Source organism: Glutamicibacter sp. (assembly GCF_032154645.1).
Lineage (GTDB): Bacteria > Actinomycetota > Actinomycetes > Actinomycetales > Micrococcaceae > Glutamicibacter.
This window is the reverse complement of record NZ_JALDXV010000021.1, coordinates 14,569-32,734: the sequence shown is the minus strand read 5'-3', so window position 1 is coordinate 32,734 and position 18,166 is coordinate 14,569. Positions and strand designations below refer to the sequence as shown.

Sequence of the window (18,166 nt, the reverse complement as noted above, 5' to 3'; positions counted from 1 at the left end):
TCATCTCCTTACCGGGACGCAAACGGTGTTACTGGGAACGCTGTGCGGCAGATGCCGCGATTCCGTCGAGGATGTCGTGTTCGGAAGCCACGAGCACCAGGTTGTGCTTTCCGGTCGCTACTTCGAGGTAGTTCAAAATTCGTTCAACGATCACGGCACCTGCCTGGATGACATCCACCCGGCCCGGGTGCATGAATCCCAACGCCAGTCGTTGTTCACGGGAGTAGGACAACATGGAGGCCGTCGCCTGGCGCATCTGCTCAAAGCTCAGCCGTGCACCGTGGATCTTGCTCGAGTCGTAGTCCTTCAAGCCCAGTGCCTGCGCGGTGAGCGTGGTGAAGGTTCCTGCCACCAGGATGACTTCCTCGACCTGCGAAACATCGACCGCACCGTCCAGTTCGTGCAGGGTGGCGTCGATGAACTCAAGGCTCTTCGGAGAACGCAGGCCCTCGAGGTGGAAGCGTTCGGTCACGCGCACGCAGCCCATGTCCAGGCTCTTCGCGGCGATGGGACCACCGGCGTCGCCCACGACGAATTCGGTGGATCCACCGCCCAGGTCGATGACTAGGGATTGGCCGCGCTGTGAATCGAGCACCGATGCCGCTCCGGAGAAGGAAAGCTTTGCCTCCTCGTCCCCGGAAATGATCTCCGGGGCAACGCCCAGGATGGAGGTGATGGTGGATATGAACAGCTCGCGGTTCGATGCATCGCGGGCGGCTGAGGTGGCGGCAAAGCGGATGGCCTCAACCTGGTGCTCCTCGCACAGCGCCTTGTACTCGCGGGCCGCGGCGAAGGTGCGCTCAAGGGCCTCGGGGGCGAAGGCTCCGGTGGCGTCGACACCCTGCCCCAGGCGCACGATCTTCATGGTGCGCAGCACGTCGCTCAGCGTGGTGCCCGATTCGTCGGTGTGAACATCGGCAATGAGCAGGCGGATGGAGTTGGTGCCGCAGTCGATTCCAGCAACGCGCATTAGTTCTCCTCCCCCGCTTGTTCGGCGGCTTCACGGGCGGCCCGCTTGGCGGCGCGCGCTGCGCGCTTGACCGACGGATCTTCGGCCTTCTCCTGCGTCTTCACGTGGCGCGAGCGGTCCTGGCTCGGCACTGCGCTCTCGATGTCCCAGGCGCCGACGCAGTAGCACTGCTCCTTGGTCCACCACTGGGCGATGCCTGCCAGGGCTTCGTCGCCCAGCGGGTTCACGCCCTCGCCGGCTGCCAACGAGTGGCCCACCAGCACGTGCAGGCACTTGACGCGCGTGGGCATGCCGCCGGCGGAAACTCCTGCGATCTCGGGCACGGATCCGGTGCCCGAACGCTCGCCGATGGCGTCGCGGTTTGCCAGGTAGGACTCGTGGGCCGCGGTGTAGGCGGCGGCCAGCTCCGCATCCTCGCCCAGGCGTTCGTTCATCTCGTTCATCAGCCCGGCGGCTTCGAGGCGCGAAACAGCGGAGGTGATGACCGGGTGGGTCAGGTAGTAGGTGGTCGGGAACGGGATTCCCGAGCTCAGGCGCGGGGCCGTGGTTGCTACCAGCGGGTTGCCGCACACGCAGCGTGCTCCGATTTCCACCACGTCTCGCACCGGACGGTTCAGCTGGCGGCTGAGGGTATCCAGGTCCTGTTCGCTGGGTACTCGGCCGGCTGCGTCCAGGGCTTCGCGGATGGGCTGTTCAGTCACGTTGTATCTCTTTGCTGTGTCGATTAGTCGGTGGCGGAGCGATGGACCGAGTCAATCAGTGCATCAACCCACGGCAATTCCTGGCGCACCTCATAGGTGCTTCCGTTGCCGCCGGCGGCGCCCTGGTCTTCCGGCTTCTGGCCGACGACCATGTAGAGCTTCTCTCCGGGCATCACTAAGTTTATCCGCTCGCGGGCCTGCTGCTTGATATACAGCGGATCATCCCATCGTGCGATCTCAGCCTTCAGGTCGTCGCGCTGCGCTTCCATGCTGGCAATAGAGGCCCGCAGTTCACTGATCTCTGTCATCTGGGTGCGGTAGTAGTTCACCGTAGGGACCAGCATGACGGCGAAGAAGCCGAAGACCACGATCAATGCCGCGATGCGCCCGGAAAAACGGTGCGCCGCCACGGGCTGGCCCGGATCCACCGGCTGGGCCGGCTCCGGCTTCTGCCCCGGCTTGCGGCGCACGGCCATGGAGAACTTTGCCCGGTCCTCGCGGCGGCGTTCGTTCTGCTTCTGCTTGGCGCGCTCGCGCAGCGGCTTCTTGGCTCCGCTGTCGGGAAGTGATTCATTCGACACCGAACCGGCCGCTGGCTCTTCGGGTTTGGCACGGCGTCCCAGCGGTGCTGCTGCCGGGGTTGCGGCCTTCTTGGCTGAGGCCGGGCGTGGAATCTGCGGAATGCGTGCAGGCTTTGGCTGCTGCCCCTGCTCGCGAACGATGTGCAGGGCGTCGGTGGCCGGCTCCGGCTCACGGGCGCCGCCTACCGGTGCAGCGGGAGCCGCATCGCGCGGTGCGGCTGCGGGTTGTTGTGGCTCATTCTCCCCCGGGTTCGGGGTGTTCCGCCGTGGCATGCGCGGTGGTCGCTGAGCCATATTCCCCCATTCCCCATGGTGTTCTTCCGTACGTGGTGTCGCGGATGCACCGCGATAACTCCATTAAATAACGAAAAGCCCGTCGGTATCCACTACCGACGAGCTTAATCGCTATTGCTGGAAATTAGCTGTTGAAACGCGGGAAAGCGCTCTTGCCAGCGTAAACAGCCGAGGCACCCAGGTCTTCTTCGATGCGCAGCAGCTGGTTGTACTTAGCCACGCGCTCGGAGCGAGCCGGTGCACCGGTCTTAATCTGACCCGCGTTGGTAGCCACGCAGATATCTGCGATGGTCACGTCTTCGGTTTCACCCGAACGGTGCGAGGTGATCGTGGTGTAGCCGGCGCGCTGAGCCAGGGTGATGGCGTCCAGGGTCTCGGTCAGGGTGCCGATCTGGTTGACCTTCACCAGCAGCGAGTTGGCGGTGCCCTTTTCGATGCCCTCTGCTAGGCGCTGCGGGTTGGTGACGAACAGGTCGTCGCCCACCAGCTGCACCTTGTCGCCGATGGCGTCGGTCAGGGTCTTCCAGCCATCCCAGTCGTTTTCATCCAGCGGGTCCTCGATGGACACCAGCGGGAAGTCGGCGACGAGCTGGCCGTAGTAGTCGCTCATCCACTGTGCCGAGCGGCCTTCGCCCTCGAACTGGTAGGCGCCGTTCTCGAAGAACTCGGAGGAGGCAACATCCAGAGCCAGTGCGATCTCTGCACCCGGGGTGTAGCCGGCGCGCTGGATTGCTTCGGTGATCAGTTCCAGTGCCGCACGGTTGCTCGGCAGGTTCGGGGCGAAGCCGCCCTCGTCGCCCAGGCCGGTGGACAGGCCCTTTTCCTTCAGCACGTTCTTGAGGTTGTGGTAGACCTCGACGCCCCAGCGCAGGCCCTCGGAGAAGGACTCTGCACCCAGCGGAGCGATCATGAATTCCTGGATGTCGACATCCGAGTCGGCGTGCGAGCCGCCGTTGAGGATGTTCATCAGCGGCACCGGCAGGACGTGGCCGTTCGGGCCGCCCAGGTACTTGAACAGCGGCAGGTTTGCGCTGACGGCTGCCGCGTTGGCAACTGCCAGGGAGACGCCCAAGATGGCATTGGCGCCCAGCTTGGACTTGTTGCTGGTGCCGTCCAGGTCAAGCATGGCCTGGTCGATGGCGCGCTGATCGGTGGCGTCAAGGCCTTCGAGCTCTTCAGCGATTTCCTCGATGACGGACTCGACAGCGCCCAGCACACCCTTGCCCAGGTAGCGGTCCTTGTCGCCGTCGCGGCGCTCTACTGCCTCGAACTGGCCGGTGGATGCGCCCGAAGGAACGGCGGCACGTCCGTGCGAACCATCGGTGAGCAGTACCTCGACCTCAACGGTCGGATTGCCGCGGGAATCAAGGATTTCGCGCGCGTGAATGGCGTCAATCAATGCCATGAGTATGGACTCCTTGTAGAAAGGGGTGGTCTAAGGGCTGGCCAGCCAGCGGTCGCTGAGTGACCGTCGGCGCCTTCGCCTGTCTCTAGCCTAGCGCTTAGTGGACGATTCCGACGATGATGTTTCGTCCTCGGTGGCGCCGTAGGTTCGCTGGATCTGATCACGCAGCACCGATTCGGCGTCCAATCCCAGCTCCTGGGCCCGCGCGGTGAGCGCCATCAATTCGGCCGCCAGCTGCTTCTCGTCCTGCACCTGGGCGTGCATCCGGGCGCTGGGCCGGTGCCCGCTGACCGCCGGAGAATCGGCGCGGGCATGGCGATCGAGCAGCTTCTGGGCGAGCGTCAACGAGGGCAGCCCGGCCGGCAGACCTGCATTCTTGCGCGGCGACTGCCCCTGCGCCCGTTCGGCCTGCTTGGCCGCGTCCCACACGCGGATGATCTGCTCGACGTCCTTGGTGATATTGCCCCGAATATGTCCTTGTTCGTCGAAGACATGTTGATTGCGGCGCAGCAGTTTGGCATTCAGCGTGGCGGCCACATCCTGCAGTGTGAAGGCGCCGGCCTCCTGCTCGATCAGCGAATGCAGCAGGATCTGGAACAGCAGGTCCCCCAGCTCCTCCTTCAGCAGCGCCGCATCCTGCGCACCGATAGCGTCGAGCACCTCATAGCTTTCTTCGATCAGGTAGGTGCGCAGGCTTTCATGGGTCAGCGCCCCGGTCCATGCGCAGCGTTCTCTGAGGGTTTGCACCGTAAGGATCAGTTCATCCATGGGGCTTTGGTTGCTTGACATGACATCATGCTATCGCCGCCTCCGACGCCCGCGCGGACCTAGTGCGTCGGGAGGGTGAGGATCTGCGGTCCGTTCTCGGTGATGGCGATGGTGTGCTCGGTGTGCGCCGTGCGCGCCCCGGTGACGCTGCGCAGCGTCCACCCATCGGCGTCGATCTTCAACCGGTTCGTGTCCGCCATGACCCACGGTTCAATGGCCAGCAGCAGCCCCGGCTGCAGGATATAGCCGCGTCCCGGGGTCCCGTTGTTGGCCACGTGCGGGTCCTGGTGCATGGTCGTACCGATGCCGTGGCCGCCGTATTCAAGGTTGATCCGGTATCCGGCACCGGACAGGACGGCGCCGATGGCGTGGGAAATGTCTCCGATGCGGGCCCCGGGCTGCGCCGCTTCAATGCCCGCCGCCAGCGCCTGTTCGGTGGTGCCGATCATCTTCAGGTCGCCCGGATCCTGTTTGTCTCCGACGATGAAGCTGATGGCGGCGTCGGCTGAGATGCCGTTGAGCGTCACCGCCAGGTCGAGGGTCAGCAGGTCCCCGTTCTTCAGCTTGTAGCTGTGCGGTTTCCCGTGGAGCACCGCGTCGTTCACCGCCGTGCAGATGTAGTGGCCAAAGGGGCCGCGGCCGAAGGCCGGTGCGTAGTCGACGTAGCAGGAGACCGCCCCGGCCTCTTCGATCATCGCTTTGGTCCGGGCATCGATCTGCAGCAGGTTGGTTCCCACGGTGCATTCGGCTTTGAGGGTGGCGAGGATATTTCCCACCAGTGCGCCGGCGGACTGCGCCTTGCTCAGTTCGGCGGGGCTGAGGATTTCGATCATGCTCTCTCCTTGTTGCTGGCCGGGTGCTACCGTCAAACTACAACATGACGTGTCCCGACGCGACACGAACGCCCACAGGATGGCCTGTGGGCGTTCGTTCAATAACTGCTATGACTTAGCTTTCGTCGTAGTCTTCGTCGATCTCGTCGTCATCATCGAGCAGGTGGTCGTAGTAGTCGTTGATGTACTCGACCAGCAGTTCGCGCATCTCCAGCGGCACAAAGGCCGCCTCGGCGGCGTTCAGGGTCAGATCCAGCAGGTCTTCCAGGTCGTAGTCGAAGGCCTCGACCAGAAGCTCGTACTCGTCGGACAGGGTCGTGCCTGACATCAACCGGTTGTCCGGGGAGATCGTCACGTTGAAGCCGGTCTGCACCAGCAGGTCGATCGGGTGCGATTCGATGCCCTCGCCGAATTCAGCGGTGGCGCCGGTCTGCAGGTTGGAGGACGGGCAGATTTCCAGCGGGATGCCGCGTTCGCGGACCCAGTTTGCCACCGGCCCCAGGGACACCAGCCCGGTATCCTCGCCGACCTCTTCGCCGTCGTCGTCAACGCCGCCGAACTCGATCTCGATGTCCTCGGCAACGCGCACGCCGTGGCCCAGGCGCTGGGCGCGGCCCACCAGGATGGCCTCCTTGATGGAGTCCAGCCCGGCTGCCTCACCCGCGTGGACGGTGGTTGGGAAGAGGTTATCGGCCAGCAGGTCGAAGGCGTCCTTCATCCGCGACGGGGGGAAGCCCTCTTCGGCACCGGCGATGTCAAAGCCCACGACCCCGCGGCCGCGGTGGCGCAGGGCGAGCTTGGCGATTTCCAAGCCGTTGTCCGCGTGGCGCATGGCGGTCAGGATCTGACCTACCTGCATGGGGTGGCCCTCGTTGTTCAGTTCTTCACAGCCCTGGTCCAGGCCCTCCTGAATGGCGTCGACCACGTCGTCTAGGCTCAGCCCATTGCGCAGGTGCTGTTCCGGAGCGTAGCGGACCTCGCCGTAGATCACGCCGTCGTCTGCCAGGTCTTCGACGAACTCGCGGGCCACGCGGATCAGCGCCTCGCGGGTCTGCATCACCGCAAGGGTGTGCTCGAAGGTCTGCAGGTAGCGTGGAAGGGATCCCGAGTCTGCTGATTCGCGGAACCAGTCGCCCAAAGCTTCGGCGTCAGTAGTTGGCAACTCGTGGCCGATTTCGGCGGCGAGTTCGATGATGGTCTCTGGACGCAGACCACCGTCGAGGTGGTCGTGCAGTGAAACTTTCGGCAGATCCCGGAAATCGAATTCGGGATCGTAGGCGGTTTGAATCAGTTCTTCAGTCACACCACTGAGCCTAGTCGCAAAATGCGCCAACTGACAGTTCTGACGGGTAAAGTTCTGCCGGCCGGGATGTGACGCTGATCAAACGGTGAAGTTAACGCTCGTCAACGGTCGGCGGCACGGTTTCCAGCACCTTCTCCTGCTGCGCGGTGGCGTGCTGTTCTTCGTGCTTGTGGTAGCGCCCGAGCAGCCAGTTCACGATCCGGTCGATGACAAATCCGAGGACCAGGGCGACCACGATGGACACGGCAATGCCCAGGATCTTGTTGTCGTGCATCCAGTTGCCGGCGAGGGCACCGATGCCCACCGAATAGGCGGCCCAGGTGACGACGCCGATGGTGTCGAAGAATGCGAAGCGGCGGTGGCTGAATCCGGTGGCTCCGGCCGTCAGGTTCACTGCCACGCGGCCGATCGGGATATAGCGTGCGGTGAAGATCAGCAGTGCGCCGGAGGTTTCAAGCTTTTTCTCTGCATAGCTGAGCACCTTGTGCGCCCGGGGATTGTTCATCCATTTGAAACCGCGGGAGCCGAGTTTGCGGCCGATGAAGAAGGTGATTTGGTCGCCGATGATGGCACCTGCTGCGCCCAAGATGCCGATCAACAGCAGGTTGGGAGTGCCCGTATGGATGCCCACGGAAGCGAGGGATACGAGGAATGATTCACTGGGAACGATGGGAAAGACTGCGTCGAGCATGCAAAAAAGGAAAAGCAGGGGCAATACCCACCAGGCACTTGCTGCCTGGCCAATTGCCTCGTTGACCAGTTCCATCATGTGTAAATACTCTTTCCCCCAGTGCGAGCGTTGTGCCGCGCACTCTTCTATTTTCGCTCAAGCACCCTCAGGTGCGCATCAAACTTCTGGCCGATTGTTATCACAGTGGATGCAAGACCGTGGGTGGAGCTTACCTACACAACGTTCAGCACCATGCAACAAGTTCCCGGGATGTTGAGGGAAAAATTGGGAAGCAGGGGTTAAAAGTTGAAGCACCCGCGGGCGGGTGCTTCAAGGGTGGTGCTAGTTTGCACAGATGCGGTCGAGGATCAGCCGCATGTCGGGACGGTCGGCCTCGGAGCCGATCATGACGGCGCGCTGCACCAGTTCAATGGCGCGCTCCAGCTTTTCCGGGGTGTCGGTCAGCAGGGTGGCGATCGGTTCGCCGCGGCGTACCAGGGCGCCAGGCTTGACGTGCAGGCGCACCCCGGCCCCTGCCTGCACCGAATCTTCCTTTCGGGCTCGTCCTGCGCCCAGCGTCCACGCGGCCAGGCCGATGTCCATGGCGTCGAGCTTGAGCAGCACGCCTTCGGCAGGCGCCAGCACCGTGTGTGATTCCTTGGCCACCGGCAGCTTTGCATCCGGGTCGCCGCCCTGGGCGCTGATCATTGCCCGCCATTTGTCCATGGCCCGACCGTCGTTCAACGCGGCGCGCACGTCCACGTCCTTGATCCCGGCTCCCGCCAGCATCTCGGCGGCCAGCGCCACGGTCAGTTCGACCACGTCTTCCGGTCCGCCGCCGGCAAGCACCTGAACAGATTCCTCCACCTCGATCGCGTTGCCGGCGGTCAGGCCCAGCGGGGTGTCCATATTCGTCAGCAGGGCGACGGTGTTCACCCCTGCGTCGGTGCCGAGGTTCACCATGGTTTCGGCCAGTTCGCGGGCGTTGGCTTCATCCTTCATGAACGCGCCGGAGCCGACCTTGACGTCGAGCACCAGGGTTCCGGTGCCTTCGGCGATCTTTTTGCTCATGATCGATGAGGCGATCAGCGGGATTGATTCGACGGTGGAGGTGACGTCGCGCAGGGCGTAGAGCTTCTTGTCCGCCGGGGCCAGCCCGGTCCCGGCGGCGCAGATGACGGCACCGACGGTGGAGAGCTGGGAGAACAGCTCTTCGTTGGACAGCTCGGCCCGCCATCCGGGGATGGCTTCCAGCTTGTCCAGGGTGCCGCCGGTGTGGCCCAGGCCGCGGCCCGAAAGCTGTGGAACGGCCACCCCGAAGCTTGCCACCAGTGGTGCCAGCGGCAGGGTGATCTTATCCCCCACGCCGCCGGTGGAGTGTTTGTCGGAGGTGGACAGGATCCTGCCCGCGGGATCCGCCAGCGTGGAGAAGTCCATGCGTTCGCCGGAGTTGATCATGGCGGCGGTCCAGTGCGAGATCTCCGTGCGGTTCATGCCCTGGAAGAAGATCGCCATGTTCAGCGCGGACATCTGTTCTTCGGCGATGACGCCGCGGGTGTAGGCGTCGATGGTCCAGTCGATCATCGCGGCGCTCAGTTCACCGCCGTCGCGCTTGGTGCGGATGACTTCAACGGCACTGAATTTTTCGGCAGCCATGGTGCGGCCTCCAGTTCTTGAGAGCGGGTGTTATGCGGTGATGTTGTCCGGGCCGAAGGCGTCGGGCAGCAGGTGGTCCATGCCGACGACGCCGTTGGCGGTTTTGATCCTCAGGTCCCTGCCGCGGTGCTCGAAGAGCAGCTGGCGGCAGCGCCCGCAGGGAGTGATCAGTTCCAGCGGGCCGGTGCCCAGCTGGCCGAAGCACACAAAGTAGTCAAGGGTACCGCCGCCGGTGGCGAAGAGCTCGCCGACCATGGCGCATTCGGCGCACAGGGTGACGCCGTAGGCGGCGTTTTCAATGTTGCATCCTGAGATCATGCGGCCGTCGCTGGTCAGGGCGGCAGCCCCCACACGGAAGTTCGAGTAGGGTGCGTAGGCCTTGGACAGCGCGGCCGCGGCCGCAGCTTCAAGCTGCGACCACGGCGCGGTGTTGTTTTCCATGGGTGCTCCGGTTATTCCTTCACATAGGGTTCGCCGGCCGCCGCCGGACCGCGGGAACGGCCCACCAGTCCGGACACGGCGAAGATCGTCACCAGGTACGGCATCATGGCCATGAACTGGCTCGGCACCGGGGTGCCGATGATCGTGAGGATCACCTGCAGGTTGTCGGCGAAGCCGAAGAGCAGCGCTGCAAGGAAGGCGCCGATCGGGTTCCAGCGTCCAAAGATCACCGCCGCCAGGGCGATGAAACCGCGGCCGCCGGAGATTTCCTTGGTGAAGGAGTCGATGGCCACCAGGGTGAAGAAGGAGCCGCCGATGCCCGCGACGATGCCGCCCAGGGTGACATTCCAGAAACGGGTGCGGTTGACCTTGATGCCCAGGGTGTCTGCCGCCTTCGGGTGCTCGCCCACGGCACGCACGCGCAGGCCCCATTTGGTCTTGAACAGGCCGAACCAGACGACGAACACGGCGATGTACATCAGGTAGCCGATGACCGACTGGCGGAACAGGATCGGGCCGATCACAGGGATCGATGAAAGCACCGGAATGTCGATGACCGGCAGGTGCACCGGCGAGTTGTACAGCTCCGGGTCCTCCTGCATCACCGTGGTGAACAGGAAGCCGGTGATGCCGGAGACCAGCACGTTCAGCACCACGCCGACGATGATCTGGTTGACCAGGTACTTGATGGAGAACAGCGCGAGCACCAGCGAAACCAGTGCGCCGGCAATGCCCGCGGCGATCAGGCCGAGGAAGGCATTCTTGGTCATTGAGGAGACCAGCGCCGCGGTGAACGCGCCGCCCAGCAGCTGTCCTTCGATGGCGATGTTGACCACGCCTGCACGTTCACAGAGCACACCCGACAGGGAGCCGAAGACCAGCGGCACCGCTAGCACCACGGCACCCGCCAGCAGGCTGGAGAGCGAAATGGTGGTGATGTTTGCGCCGGAGACCACCCAGATCAGGAACGAGAGCACGAACAGCGCCGCGGCCACCGAGATGAGCCAGATGGCCACCTGCTCGGACTTACTGCGCAGCCACCAGGCGTAGGCGGCAATGCCCAGCAGCAGCACGCCGATGATGATGTTGCTCAGCTTGCCGGGGAAGGCGAGGTCTGGAATCGCGAAGGCGTCGCCGGCGCTGCCGAGCTGGAAGTGCGCCACTTCGCCGTTGCCCATCAGGCCGAAGAACAGGAAGACGATGACTGCGATCACCGTGAGGATGACCGGGGTCTTCTTACTGGGCAATACGGTTATTGCCGGCTGCAAGGTGGTAGTCACTTGGCACCTGCCTTCACTGGTTCCAGCTTCTTAGGGCTCTTCTTCTTGCGGTTCAAGCCGAAGATCGACTTGACCAGCGGCGGAGCGGCGATGAACAGCACGATCAGGGACTGCACCACCAACACGATGTCGATCGGGGTGCCGGTGGTGATCTGCATGTTCACCGCGCCGGCCTTGAATGCGCCGAAGAGCAGGCCGGCGAAGAAGGTGCCCCACGGGGTGGAGCGGCCCAGCAGCGCCACGGTGATCGCGTCGAAGCCGATCGAGCCTGCCACGCCGCTGGTCAGGACCTTTTCGGTGCCCGCCACCTGTGCCACGCCTGCGGCGCCCGCCAGGGCGCCTGCCAGCGCCATGGCCAAGATGGTGGTGCGGGCGACGTTCACGCCGGCGGTTTTTGCAGCCGCCGGGTTGTGGCCCACGGCGCGGAATTCAAAGCCGATGGTGGAGCGCTTGAGCATCCACGACACGGCCAGGGTCAGCAGGATCGCCATCACGAAGCCCAGGTGCAGGCGGGAGCCTGGCAGGGAGGGGAACAGCGCGCTGTCGTCCAGGATCGGCGAGATCGGGTTGGTCTCGCCCGGACGGCGGAAGGCAGGGGTGTTCATCAGGTAGTCCAGCAGATACAGGGCCACGTAGTTGAACATGATCGTCAGGATCACCTCGTGGGCGCCCGTCTTCGCCTTGAGCAGGCCGACCAGACCGCCCCACAGGGCGCCGCCGATCAGGCCGAAGACGATGACCAGCAGCAGGTGCAGGCCGAATGGCAGGTGCCAGGCGAAGCCCACGTAGGCCGCCATGGTGGCGCCGATGATGATCTGCCCCTGGGCGCCGATGTTGAACAGGCCCGCACGGAAGGACAGAGCGACGCCCAAACCGGCGCAGATCAACGGCGTGGACACCGCCAGGGTTTCAAGGAACGGCTTGAAGCCCTGAGTTGGGCTGTAGATCGAACCGTTGAACAGCGCCACGTAGCTTTCGGTGCCAGCGCTCCAGACTGCCTTGAAGAAGTCTGCGGGGCGGGCAAAGAAGTAGCCGGCGGTTTCCGCTACCTGTTCGTCGGTCAGGGCGATGAGCAGTCCGCCGATGACCAGTGCGACGAAAACGCCGAGCACGGAGACCATCGCCGGCCCCTGGGTGATCTTGCGGAACAGGTCGTTGCCTGAGTTATCGGTATCGGTCTTTGCAGGCGTTGTCGTTTCGCTCACTGTCCCTCTCCTTCCTGGGTATCGCTGCGCGCATCATGGTCAACCGGCACTGGTTTTGCTTCCACCGGCTCATTGTCAGACTTGGCGAATTCGGCCTGACTGAAGGCCTCCTCGGCGCTGACGCCGGCCATCATCAGGCCGAGCACCTCGCGGGAGGTGTTGCCAGGAACGATGCCGTTGACCCTGCCCTTGTAGAGCACGGCGATGCGGTCCGCCAGCTCCATGACCTCGTCGAGTTCGGTGGAGACGATCATGACCGGGGTGCCCTTGTCTCGTTCTGCCACGATGCGGCGGTGCAGGAACTCGATGGAACCGACATCCACGCCGCGGGTAGGCTGCGAGGCGATGAACAGCTTCAGGTCCCGGGAGAGTTCGCGGGCCATGACTACCTTCTGCTGGTTGCCGCCCGAAAGGCTTGAGGCGGGGTTCAGCTGGTTGTCAGTGCGGACGTCGAACTCCTGGATCTGCGCCGTGGCGTTCTTCTTCATCGCGCCCAGGTTCATCGAGATGCCCTTGCCGTACGGCGCACGGTCGTACAGGTCGAGGATCAGGTTCTCTTCGATGGAGAACTGGGTGACCAGGCCGTCCACCGAGCGGTCCTCGGGGACGAATCCGACGCCGGAACGCAGCACCTGCTTGACCGACTTGCCGACCAGTTCCTTGCCTTCAAGCAGGATGGATCCGGCGGTCACCGGCTGGGTGCCGAGGATCGCCTCGGTCAGTTCGGTCTGGCCGTTGCCCTGCACGCCAGCCACCGCAAGGATTTCGCCCTGGCGGATCTCGAAGGAGACCGCATCCAGGGTGGTGGATCCCGCGGGGTTGACCACGCTCAGGTCCTTGACCTGCAAGGCCACCTCGCCCGGGGTGGCCGCTTCCTTGTTCAGGTTCAGCTGCACCGCGCGGCCGACCATGAGGTTTGCCAGTTCGGTGGTGGAAGATTCCGGGGATACAGAATCGATGACTTCGCCGCGGCGGATGACCGTGATGACGTCGGATACCGCGCGCACCTCGCGCAGCTTGTGGGAGATGAAGACGATGGAGGTGCCGTTGTCGCGCAGCTGGCGCATGATGTCCAGCAGCTCGTCGGTTTCCTGCGGGGTCAGCACCGCGGTGGGTTCGTCGAGGATCAGCACCCGCGCGTCGCGCACCAGGGCCTTGATGATTTCCACGCGCTGCTGCACGCCAACCGGCAGGTCTTCGACGATCGCATCCGGGTCGACGTCGAAGTTGTAGCGGTCGGAGATTTCACGGATCTTCTTGCGGGTCACCGCCAGGTCCAGCACGCCGCCAGGCTTGGTTGCCTCGGCGCCCAGGGCGATATTCTCGGCGACGGTGAAGACCGGGATGAGCATGAAGTGCTGGTGCACCATGCCGATTCCGGCGGCCATTGCATCGCCTGGGCCGGAAAATTCCACCGGCTTGTCATCGACCAGGATTTGGCCCTCGGTCGGCTGATACAGCCCGTAGAGCACGTTCATCAACGTGGACTTTCCCGCGCCGTTTTCACCCAAAAGGCAATGGATCTGAGCATCTTCAACCGTGAGGTCGATGTTCTTGTTCGCGTAGAAGGAACCGAAGGCTTTCGAGATTCCTCGTAGTTCGAGTTTCACGATTCCACCATCTTCATTGTTCGTTGTATCAAAGAAGTCAAAAACTAGGTTGGCCCGTAGGCATTCATAGAGCGCGCTACCGTCTCACCAGCAGTGGTGGTGGCGGTAGCGCGCTCCATGATGTGCGTGCCTTAGCTACTTCTTAGGGCTGGCAGGCGATTCAACCTTCAGATCGCCGGAGATGATGGCCTGCTTCAGTGCCTCAACTTCCTGCTTAGTCTCGTCTGAAACCTTGGAATCGAAGTCGTGGTACGGTGCGATGTCGACGCCGGTGTTCTCCAGGGTGCCGATGTATGGATCGGCGCTGAACTCACCCTTGGTATCTGCCGTGATCACGTCTTCAACTGCCTGGTCCATGGTCTTGATGACCGAGGTCAGCATGATGTCCTTGTAGTCGGGAGCGGTCAGGTAGCCGTCGGAGTCAACCCATACCAGCATGGCGTCGGAGCCTGCCTTGTTGGCTTCCTTGATGGCTGCGCCTGCACCCTTGCCCACCGGACCTGCAACAGGCATGACCACGTCTGCCCCGGCGGACAGGAAGTTCTTGGTGACCTGCTTGCCCTTGTCCTGCTTCTCGAAGTCGCCGGTGAAGGTGCCGTCCTGCTTGTCCTTGTCCCAGCCGAGCAGCTTGACGTTCTTGCCCTTGTCTTCGTTGTACTTGGCAACGCCGTCGGCGAAGCCGTCCATGAAGATGGTGACGGTAGGAATCTTGATGCCGCCGAAGGTGGCGACGGTGCCGGTCTTGGAGGTGGCCGCCGCTACGTAGCCAGCCAGGTAGGCAGCCTGAGCCGTATCGTAGATGATCGGCTTGACGTTCTTGATTGGCTCTTTGTACTGGTTGTCGACGATGGCGAAGTGCTTGTCAGGGTTCGCATTCGCGGTCTTCTCGGTGGCGTCAGCCAGCAGGAAGCCCACGGTGACGGTCAGGTTGCAGCCTGCGCTCATCATGCCCTGCAGGTTAGGCTCGAAATCGGAAACTTCCTTGGACTCCGCTTCGCGGGTCTGAATGCCCAGATCCTTCTTCGCGTTCTGCAGACCGCGGTAGGAGGATTCGTTGAAGGACTGGTCATCGAATCCGCCCGAGTCGGAAACGATGCAGCCGATGTAGTCGGAATTCTCGGAGTTAGCTGCCGATTCCTCCGGTGCGGCGCCACAGGCGCTCAAAGTCAAAGCCGAGATGCCGATCATGGCCGCGGCCAAACCGGTCTTGCGCGATACGAAGCGCATCTTTTCCTCCAGTAAGTTATGCGAGATAACCGGGAGTCGTGAGGTCTTTCATCTCACGTAGGGCACCATTACCCAAGCCCTCCGATTGCACAGCAATGTGCAAACGTTCCCATCGTCTCCATAGCCTATCCGAGATACGTCAGAGGTAAAGACGGCAATCATTACATTTTGGGCGATATTCAGACTCGAAACGGCAAGCGCTTAACGTCAAAACCCAAGTCAATGAGCCAATTGTTTAACTCAATTGCCCACAGCAAAAATTTTTGCTGTTTTTATGCGTTTGCCCTAATCGGCGTCGACTTCGGCGATTGCCTGGACCGCTGCGGCGCACATGATTCGCACGCCTACTTCGATGCAGCGCTCATCCGGGATGTAGTCGCCGCGGTGCAGGTCGAAGGTCTTGCCTCCGGGTGTACGGGTGCCCAGACGCAGCATCGCCCCGGGGACCTTCTGGGTCATCCATGCGAAGTCCTCGCCGCCCATCGACTGCGGGGTCAGCTCGATCGCGTCGCTGCCGAATTCGCGGCGGGCCGCCGATTCAATCAGCGCCGTTTCATCCGGTGCATTGACCACCGGTGGCACGCCGCGGGTGTGCTGCAGTTTAATTTCTACGCCGTAGGGTGCGGCGATCTGGCGCACCGCGGCGTCGAGCAGTTCTCCTGCTTCGTACCAGATATCGCCGTCAAGGCAGCGCATGGTGCCCGCAAGGTAGCCGGTGGCTGGAATCGCGTTCGGGGCACTGCCCGCGTGGATCTGTCCCCACACCACGGAAACCGCTGAACGGACGTCGACCTTGCGGCCCAGCACCGCAGGAACCTGGGTGGCGATCTGGCTCATCGCAAAGACGATGTCTTCGGTCAGATGCGGGCGCGAGGTGTGCCCGCCGCGGCCGTTGACCTCAATGCGAATGGTGTCGCTGGCGGAGGTGATGGCGCCGATGCGGGTGCCGATCTTCCCGGCGTCGATGCGTGGATCGCAGTGCAGCGCCAGTACTCGAGGAACTTCCTCCAGCAGCCCCTGCTCGATGACCGAGAGCGCTCCCCCGGGAAGCTTTTCCTCGGCCGGCTGGAAGATCACGCGGATCTTTCCATGCAGTTCTCCGGCGTCGCGGATCTTCGCCAGGGCCAGGGCTACACCGAGCATGACGGTGGTGTGGATGTCATGGCCGCAGGCGTGCGCGACCCCTTCGATGCTGGAGCTGTAGTCCAGGTCGGTTTCTTCAAGCACCGGAAGTGCGTCGATGTCTGCGCGCAGGCCAAGGCGGATCGGGCCCTCGCCAATGTCGACATAGGCCCCGGTGTCTTGCATTTTGACCGGTTCGAGCCCTCCTGCGCGAAGGGCTTCAAGGATGCGCTCGGTGGTCTGATACTCGGCGAAGGACAGCTCTGGGTTGCGATGCAGTTCCCGGCGGAAATTAATCAACGCAGGCAACAATGACGTGGTCCATACGTCCACGGATCCCAAACTGCCGATTTCACTCACTGAAGACACCTTTCGACGATACGCGCCTTGAGCCTAGGGAAGACAGTTTATCCGTAATGTAGGTGTCAAATACGCAACACAGCGCCGGGGTACCGCCAATAGTGGCGGTGCCCCGGCGTGGTGTATTAGGCTTCGCTGACCAGCTCTGCCGTGCGGGCAGGTGCAGGATTTTCCTGAACCAGTTCGGCGCAGCGCTCACCGATCATCATCACCGTGATGTTCGGGTTCACGGTCACCAGCTCCGGCATCACCGATGCGTCGGCGACGCGCAGACCTGTCACACCCTTGACGCGCAGCTGCGGATCCAGCGGGCTCATCACGTCGTCCTCGGCGCCCATGCGAACCGAACCGGCTGGGTGGTAGACGGTGTTGTGGGTGCGGCGCAGGTAGTCGAAGATCTCTTCGTCGCTTTGCACATCCTGGCCCGGGAACTGCTCGACGCCGGCCCAGTCGGTCATCGGCGACTGGGCGACGATCTCACGGGCCTTGCGGATGCCGTAGGTCATGACGCGGGCGTCGTGGCCCTCTGGATCGGTGAAGTAGCGGGGGTCGACCTTCGGCTTGTCACGGAAGTCGCAGCTGCGCAGGCGCACGGTGCCGCGCGACTTTGCGTGGGTGACGTTCGGAGTCAGGCAGAAGGTGTTCTCGCTGGTTGGGTAGCCCTGGCGCAGGGTGTGCATGTCGAACGGCACCGAACCGTAGTGCATCATCAGGTCCGGACGGTCAAGGCCCTGTTGGGTCGGGGTGAAGATGCCGATCTCCCACCACTGGGTGGAGGACTCGACCATTGGCTTCTTGGCCTCCCACTGGATCACGCCTTCCGGGTGGTCCTGCAGGTGTTCGCCCACGCCTGGAGAGTCGACGAGCACCTCGACGCCGACCTCCTTGAGGTGTTCAGCCGGGCCGATGCCGGAGAGCATCAGCAGCTTCGGCGAGTCGATGGCACCGGCGGAGACGATGACCTCGTTGGCGGCGTTCAGGGTGACGGTGCGGCCGAAGGCGCCGTCCACCACATCCACGCCGGTGCAGCGCTTGTCTGCATCGAAGTTCAGCTTGCGCGCCTGCAGGCCGGTGAGCAGGAAGAAGTTCTCGCGGCCCTCGATCGGGTGGATGTAGGAGACCGAGGAGGAGGAACGGGTGCCGTCCGGAAGGCGGTTGATCTGGAAGAAGTTCGCGCCGTTGATGACGGTCTCATTGTTGTTGAACTTGGCGCGCGGGATGCCCGCCTGCTCGGCGGCGTCCAGGATTGCCACGCCGCAGGGGTCGACCGGCGGCACGTTCATCAGCTTGACCGGGCCCGAGTCGCCGTGGTGCGGTGCATCCGGTCCGGCGTCCTCGTTGGTTTCCAGCTTCTTGTACAGGCGGTAGGCCATCTCGGAGTTCCAGCCGGTGGCGCCGAACTTCGACTCCCACTCGTCGATGTCCTCGCGTGGTGCCCAGAAGGCGATGCATGAGTTGTGGCTGGAGCAGCCGCCCATGACCTTGGCGCGGGCGTGGCGCATGAAGGAGTTGCCGTTTTCCTGCGGCTCGATCGGGTAGTCCCAGTCGAGGCCCGATTCAAGCAGCTCCATCCAACGGTCGAGCTGCAGCACCTCGTCGTAGCCGCGGTCGTCGGGACCTGCCTCAACCAGTGCAACGGTAACGGTGGGATCTTCACTCAATCGCGATGCTACCGCGGCGCCTGCGGAGCCGCCGCCAACAATGATGTAGTCGAAGTCTTTCTTATCAATGCTCATTTTT

At 63.1% G+C, this 18,166-nt stretch carries 16 protein-coding genes; all 16 read right to left on the bottom strand.

The annotated features are described in order from the left end of the window. Positions 1-28: 28 nt before the first annotated feature. Positions 29-970 carry a Ppx/GppA phosphatase family protein gene (locus RUH64_RS14500; protein ID WP_313814323.1) on the bottom strand — a complete coding sequence of 314 codons (942 nt, stop codon included), beginning with the start codon at positions 968-970 and terminating at the stop codon, positions 29-31. Further along, the gene (locus RUH64_RS14495; protein ID WP_313814321.1) at positions 970-1,671 is read right to left on the bottom strand and encodes a DUF501 domain-containing protein; all 702 of its coding nucleotides are present in this window, start codon (positions 1,669-1,671) and stop codon (positions 970-972) included. Before RUH64_RS14495 ends, RUH64_RS14500 begins: the two co-directional genes overlap by 1 nt. Positions 1,672-1,694: 23 nt before the next feature. Beyond that, positions 1,695-2,546, bottom strand: a complete 852-nt coding sequence (locus RUH64_RS14490) for a septum formation initiator family protein (RefSeq protein ID WP_313814320.1) — start codon at positions 2,544-2,546, stop codon at positions 1,695-1,697. 124 nt (positions 2,547-2,670) lie between these two features. Beyond that, entirely contained in the window at positions 2,671-3,951 is a 1,281-nt protein-coding gene (gene eno, locus RUH64_RS14485; RefSeq protein WP_313814319.1) for a phosphopyruvate hydratase, read from the bottom strand. Positions 3,952-4,041: 90 nt separating this feature from the next. After that, the gene (locus RUH64_RS14480) at positions 4,042-4,740 is read right to left on the bottom strand and encodes a MazG nucleotide pyrophosphohydrolase domain-containing protein (protein WP_313814318.1); all 699 of its coding nucleotides are present in this window, start codon (positions 4,738-4,740) and stop codon (positions 4,042-4,044) included. A 38-nt stretch (positions 4,741-4,778) separates the two neighbouring features. Further along, positions 4,779-5,552 carry a type I methionyl aminopeptidase gene (gene map / locus RUH64_RS14475; RefSeq protein WP_313814316.1) on the bottom strand — a complete coding sequence of 258 codons (774 nt, stop codon included), beginning with the start codon at positions 5,550-5,552 and terminating at the stop codon, positions 4,779-4,781. Between the two features lie 115 nt (positions 5,553-5,667). Next, entirely contained in the window at positions 5,668-6,855 is a 1,188-nt protein-coding gene (locus tag RUH64_RS14470) for an adenosine deaminase (RefSeq protein WP_313814315.1), read from the bottom strand. Positions 6,856-6,946: 91 nt separating this feature from the next. Continuing rightward, entirely contained in the window at positions 6,947-7,624 is a 678-nt protein-coding gene (locus tag RUH64_RS14465) for a DedA family protein (RefSeq protein ID WP_313814313.1), read from the bottom strand. 243 nt (positions 7,625-7,867) lie between these two features. Beyond that, on the bottom strand, positions 7,868-9,181 hold the full coding sequence (locus tag RUH64_RS14460) for a thymidine phosphorylase (protein ID WP_313814311.1): 1,314 nt from the start codon (positions 9,179-9,181) through the stop codon (positions 7,868-7,870). Positions 9,182-9,211: 30 nt separating this feature from the next. Further along, complete coding sequence (locus RUH64_RS14455; protein ID WP_313814309.1) at positions 9,212-9,622, bottom strand: cytidine deaminase; 411 nt, start codon at positions 9,620-9,622, stop codon at positions 9,212-9,214. A gap of 11 nt (positions 9,623-9,633) precedes the next feature. Beyond that, complete coding sequence (locus RUH64_RS14450; RefSeq protein WP_313814360.1) at positions 9,634-10,800, bottom strand: ABC transporter permease; 1,167 nt, start codon at positions 10,798-10,800, stop codon at positions 9,634-9,636. 98 nt (positions 10,801-10,898) lie between these two features. Beyond that, positions 10,899-12,107, bottom strand: a complete 1,209-nt coding sequence (locus RUH64_RS14445; RefSeq protein WP_313814307.1) for an ABC transporter permease — start codon at positions 12,105-12,107, stop codon at positions 10,899-10,901. Next, complete coding sequence (locus tag RUH64_RS14440; RefSeq protein ID WP_313814306.1) at positions 12,104-13,717, bottom strand: ABC transporter ATP-binding protein; 1,614 nt, start codon at positions 13,715-13,717, stop codon at positions 12,104-12,106. Before RUH64_RS14440 ends, RUH64_RS14445 begins: the two co-directional genes overlap by 4 nt. A gap of 135 nt (positions 13,718-13,852) precedes the next feature. Beyond that, positions 13,853-14,944 (bottom strand): BMP family ABC transporter substrate-binding protein, encoded by a 1,092-nt coding sequence (locus RUH64_RS14435; protein WP_313814305.1) that lies wholly within the window; start codon positions 14,942-14,944, stop codon positions 13,853-13,855. Positions 14,945-15,229: 285 nt separating this feature from the next. After that, positions 15,230-16,417 (bottom strand): amidohydrolase, encoded by a 1,188-nt coding sequence (locus tag RUH64_RS14430; protein WP_396276050.1) that lies wholly within the window; start codon positions 16,415-16,417, stop codon positions 15,230-15,232. Positions 16,418-16,551: 134 nt separating this feature from the next. Beyond that, positions 16,552-18,162, bottom strand: a complete 1,611-nt coding sequence (locus tag RUH64_RS14425; RefSeq protein WP_313814303.1) for a GMC family oxidoreductase N-terminal domain-containing protein — start codon at positions 18,160-18,162, stop codon at positions 16,552-16,554. Between the last annotated feature and the right edge of the window lie 4 nt (positions 18,163-18,166).

Bases quoted from the DNA above. Each gene is read 5' to 3' on its own strand.
- RUH64_RS14425 (WP_313814303.1), bottom strand. From the start codon at position 18,162: ATGAGCATTGATAAGAAAGACTTCGACTACATCATTGTTGGCGGCGGC.
- RUH64_RS14455 (WP_313814309.1), bottom strand. From the start codon at position 9,622: ATGGAAAACAACACCGCGCCGTGGTCGCAGCTTGAAGCTGCGGCCGCG.
- RUH64_RS14435 (WP_313814305.1), bottom strand. From the start codon at position 14,944: ATGCGCTTCGTATCGCGCAAGACCGGTTTGGCCGCGGCCATGATCGGC.
- RUH64_RS14500 (WP_313814323.1), bottom strand. From the start codon at position 970: ATGCGCGTTGCTGGAATCGACTGCGGCACCAACTCCATCCGCCTGCTC.
- map (WP_313814316.1), bottom strand. From the start codon at position 5,552: ATGATCGAAATCCTCAGCCCCGCCGAACTGAGCAAGGCGCAGTCCGCC.
- RUH64_RS14465 (WP_313814313.1), bottom strand. From the start codon at position 7,624: ATGATGGAACTGGTCAACGAGGCAATTGGCCAGGCAGCAAGTGCCTGG.
- RUH64_RS14460 (WP_313814311.1), bottom strand. From the start codon at position 9,181: ATGGCTGCCGAAAAATTCAGTGCCGTTGAAGTCATCCGCACCAAGCGC.
- RUH64_RS14450 (WP_313814360.1), bottom strand. From the start codon at position 10,800: ATGGGCAACGGCGAAGTGGCGCACTTCCAGCTCGGCAGCGCCGGCGAC.
- RUH64_RS14490 (WP_313814320.1), bottom strand. From the start codon at position 2,546: ATGGCTCAGCGACCACCGCGCATGCCACGGCGGAACACCCCGAACCCG.
- eno (WP_313814319.1), bottom strand. From the start codon at position 3,951: ATGGCATTGATTGACGCCATTCACGCGCGCGAAATCCTTGATTCCCGC.
- RUH64_RS14480 (WP_313814318.1), bottom strand. From the start codon at position 4,740: ATGTCAAGCAACCAAAGCCCCATGGATGAACTGATCCTTACGGTGCAA.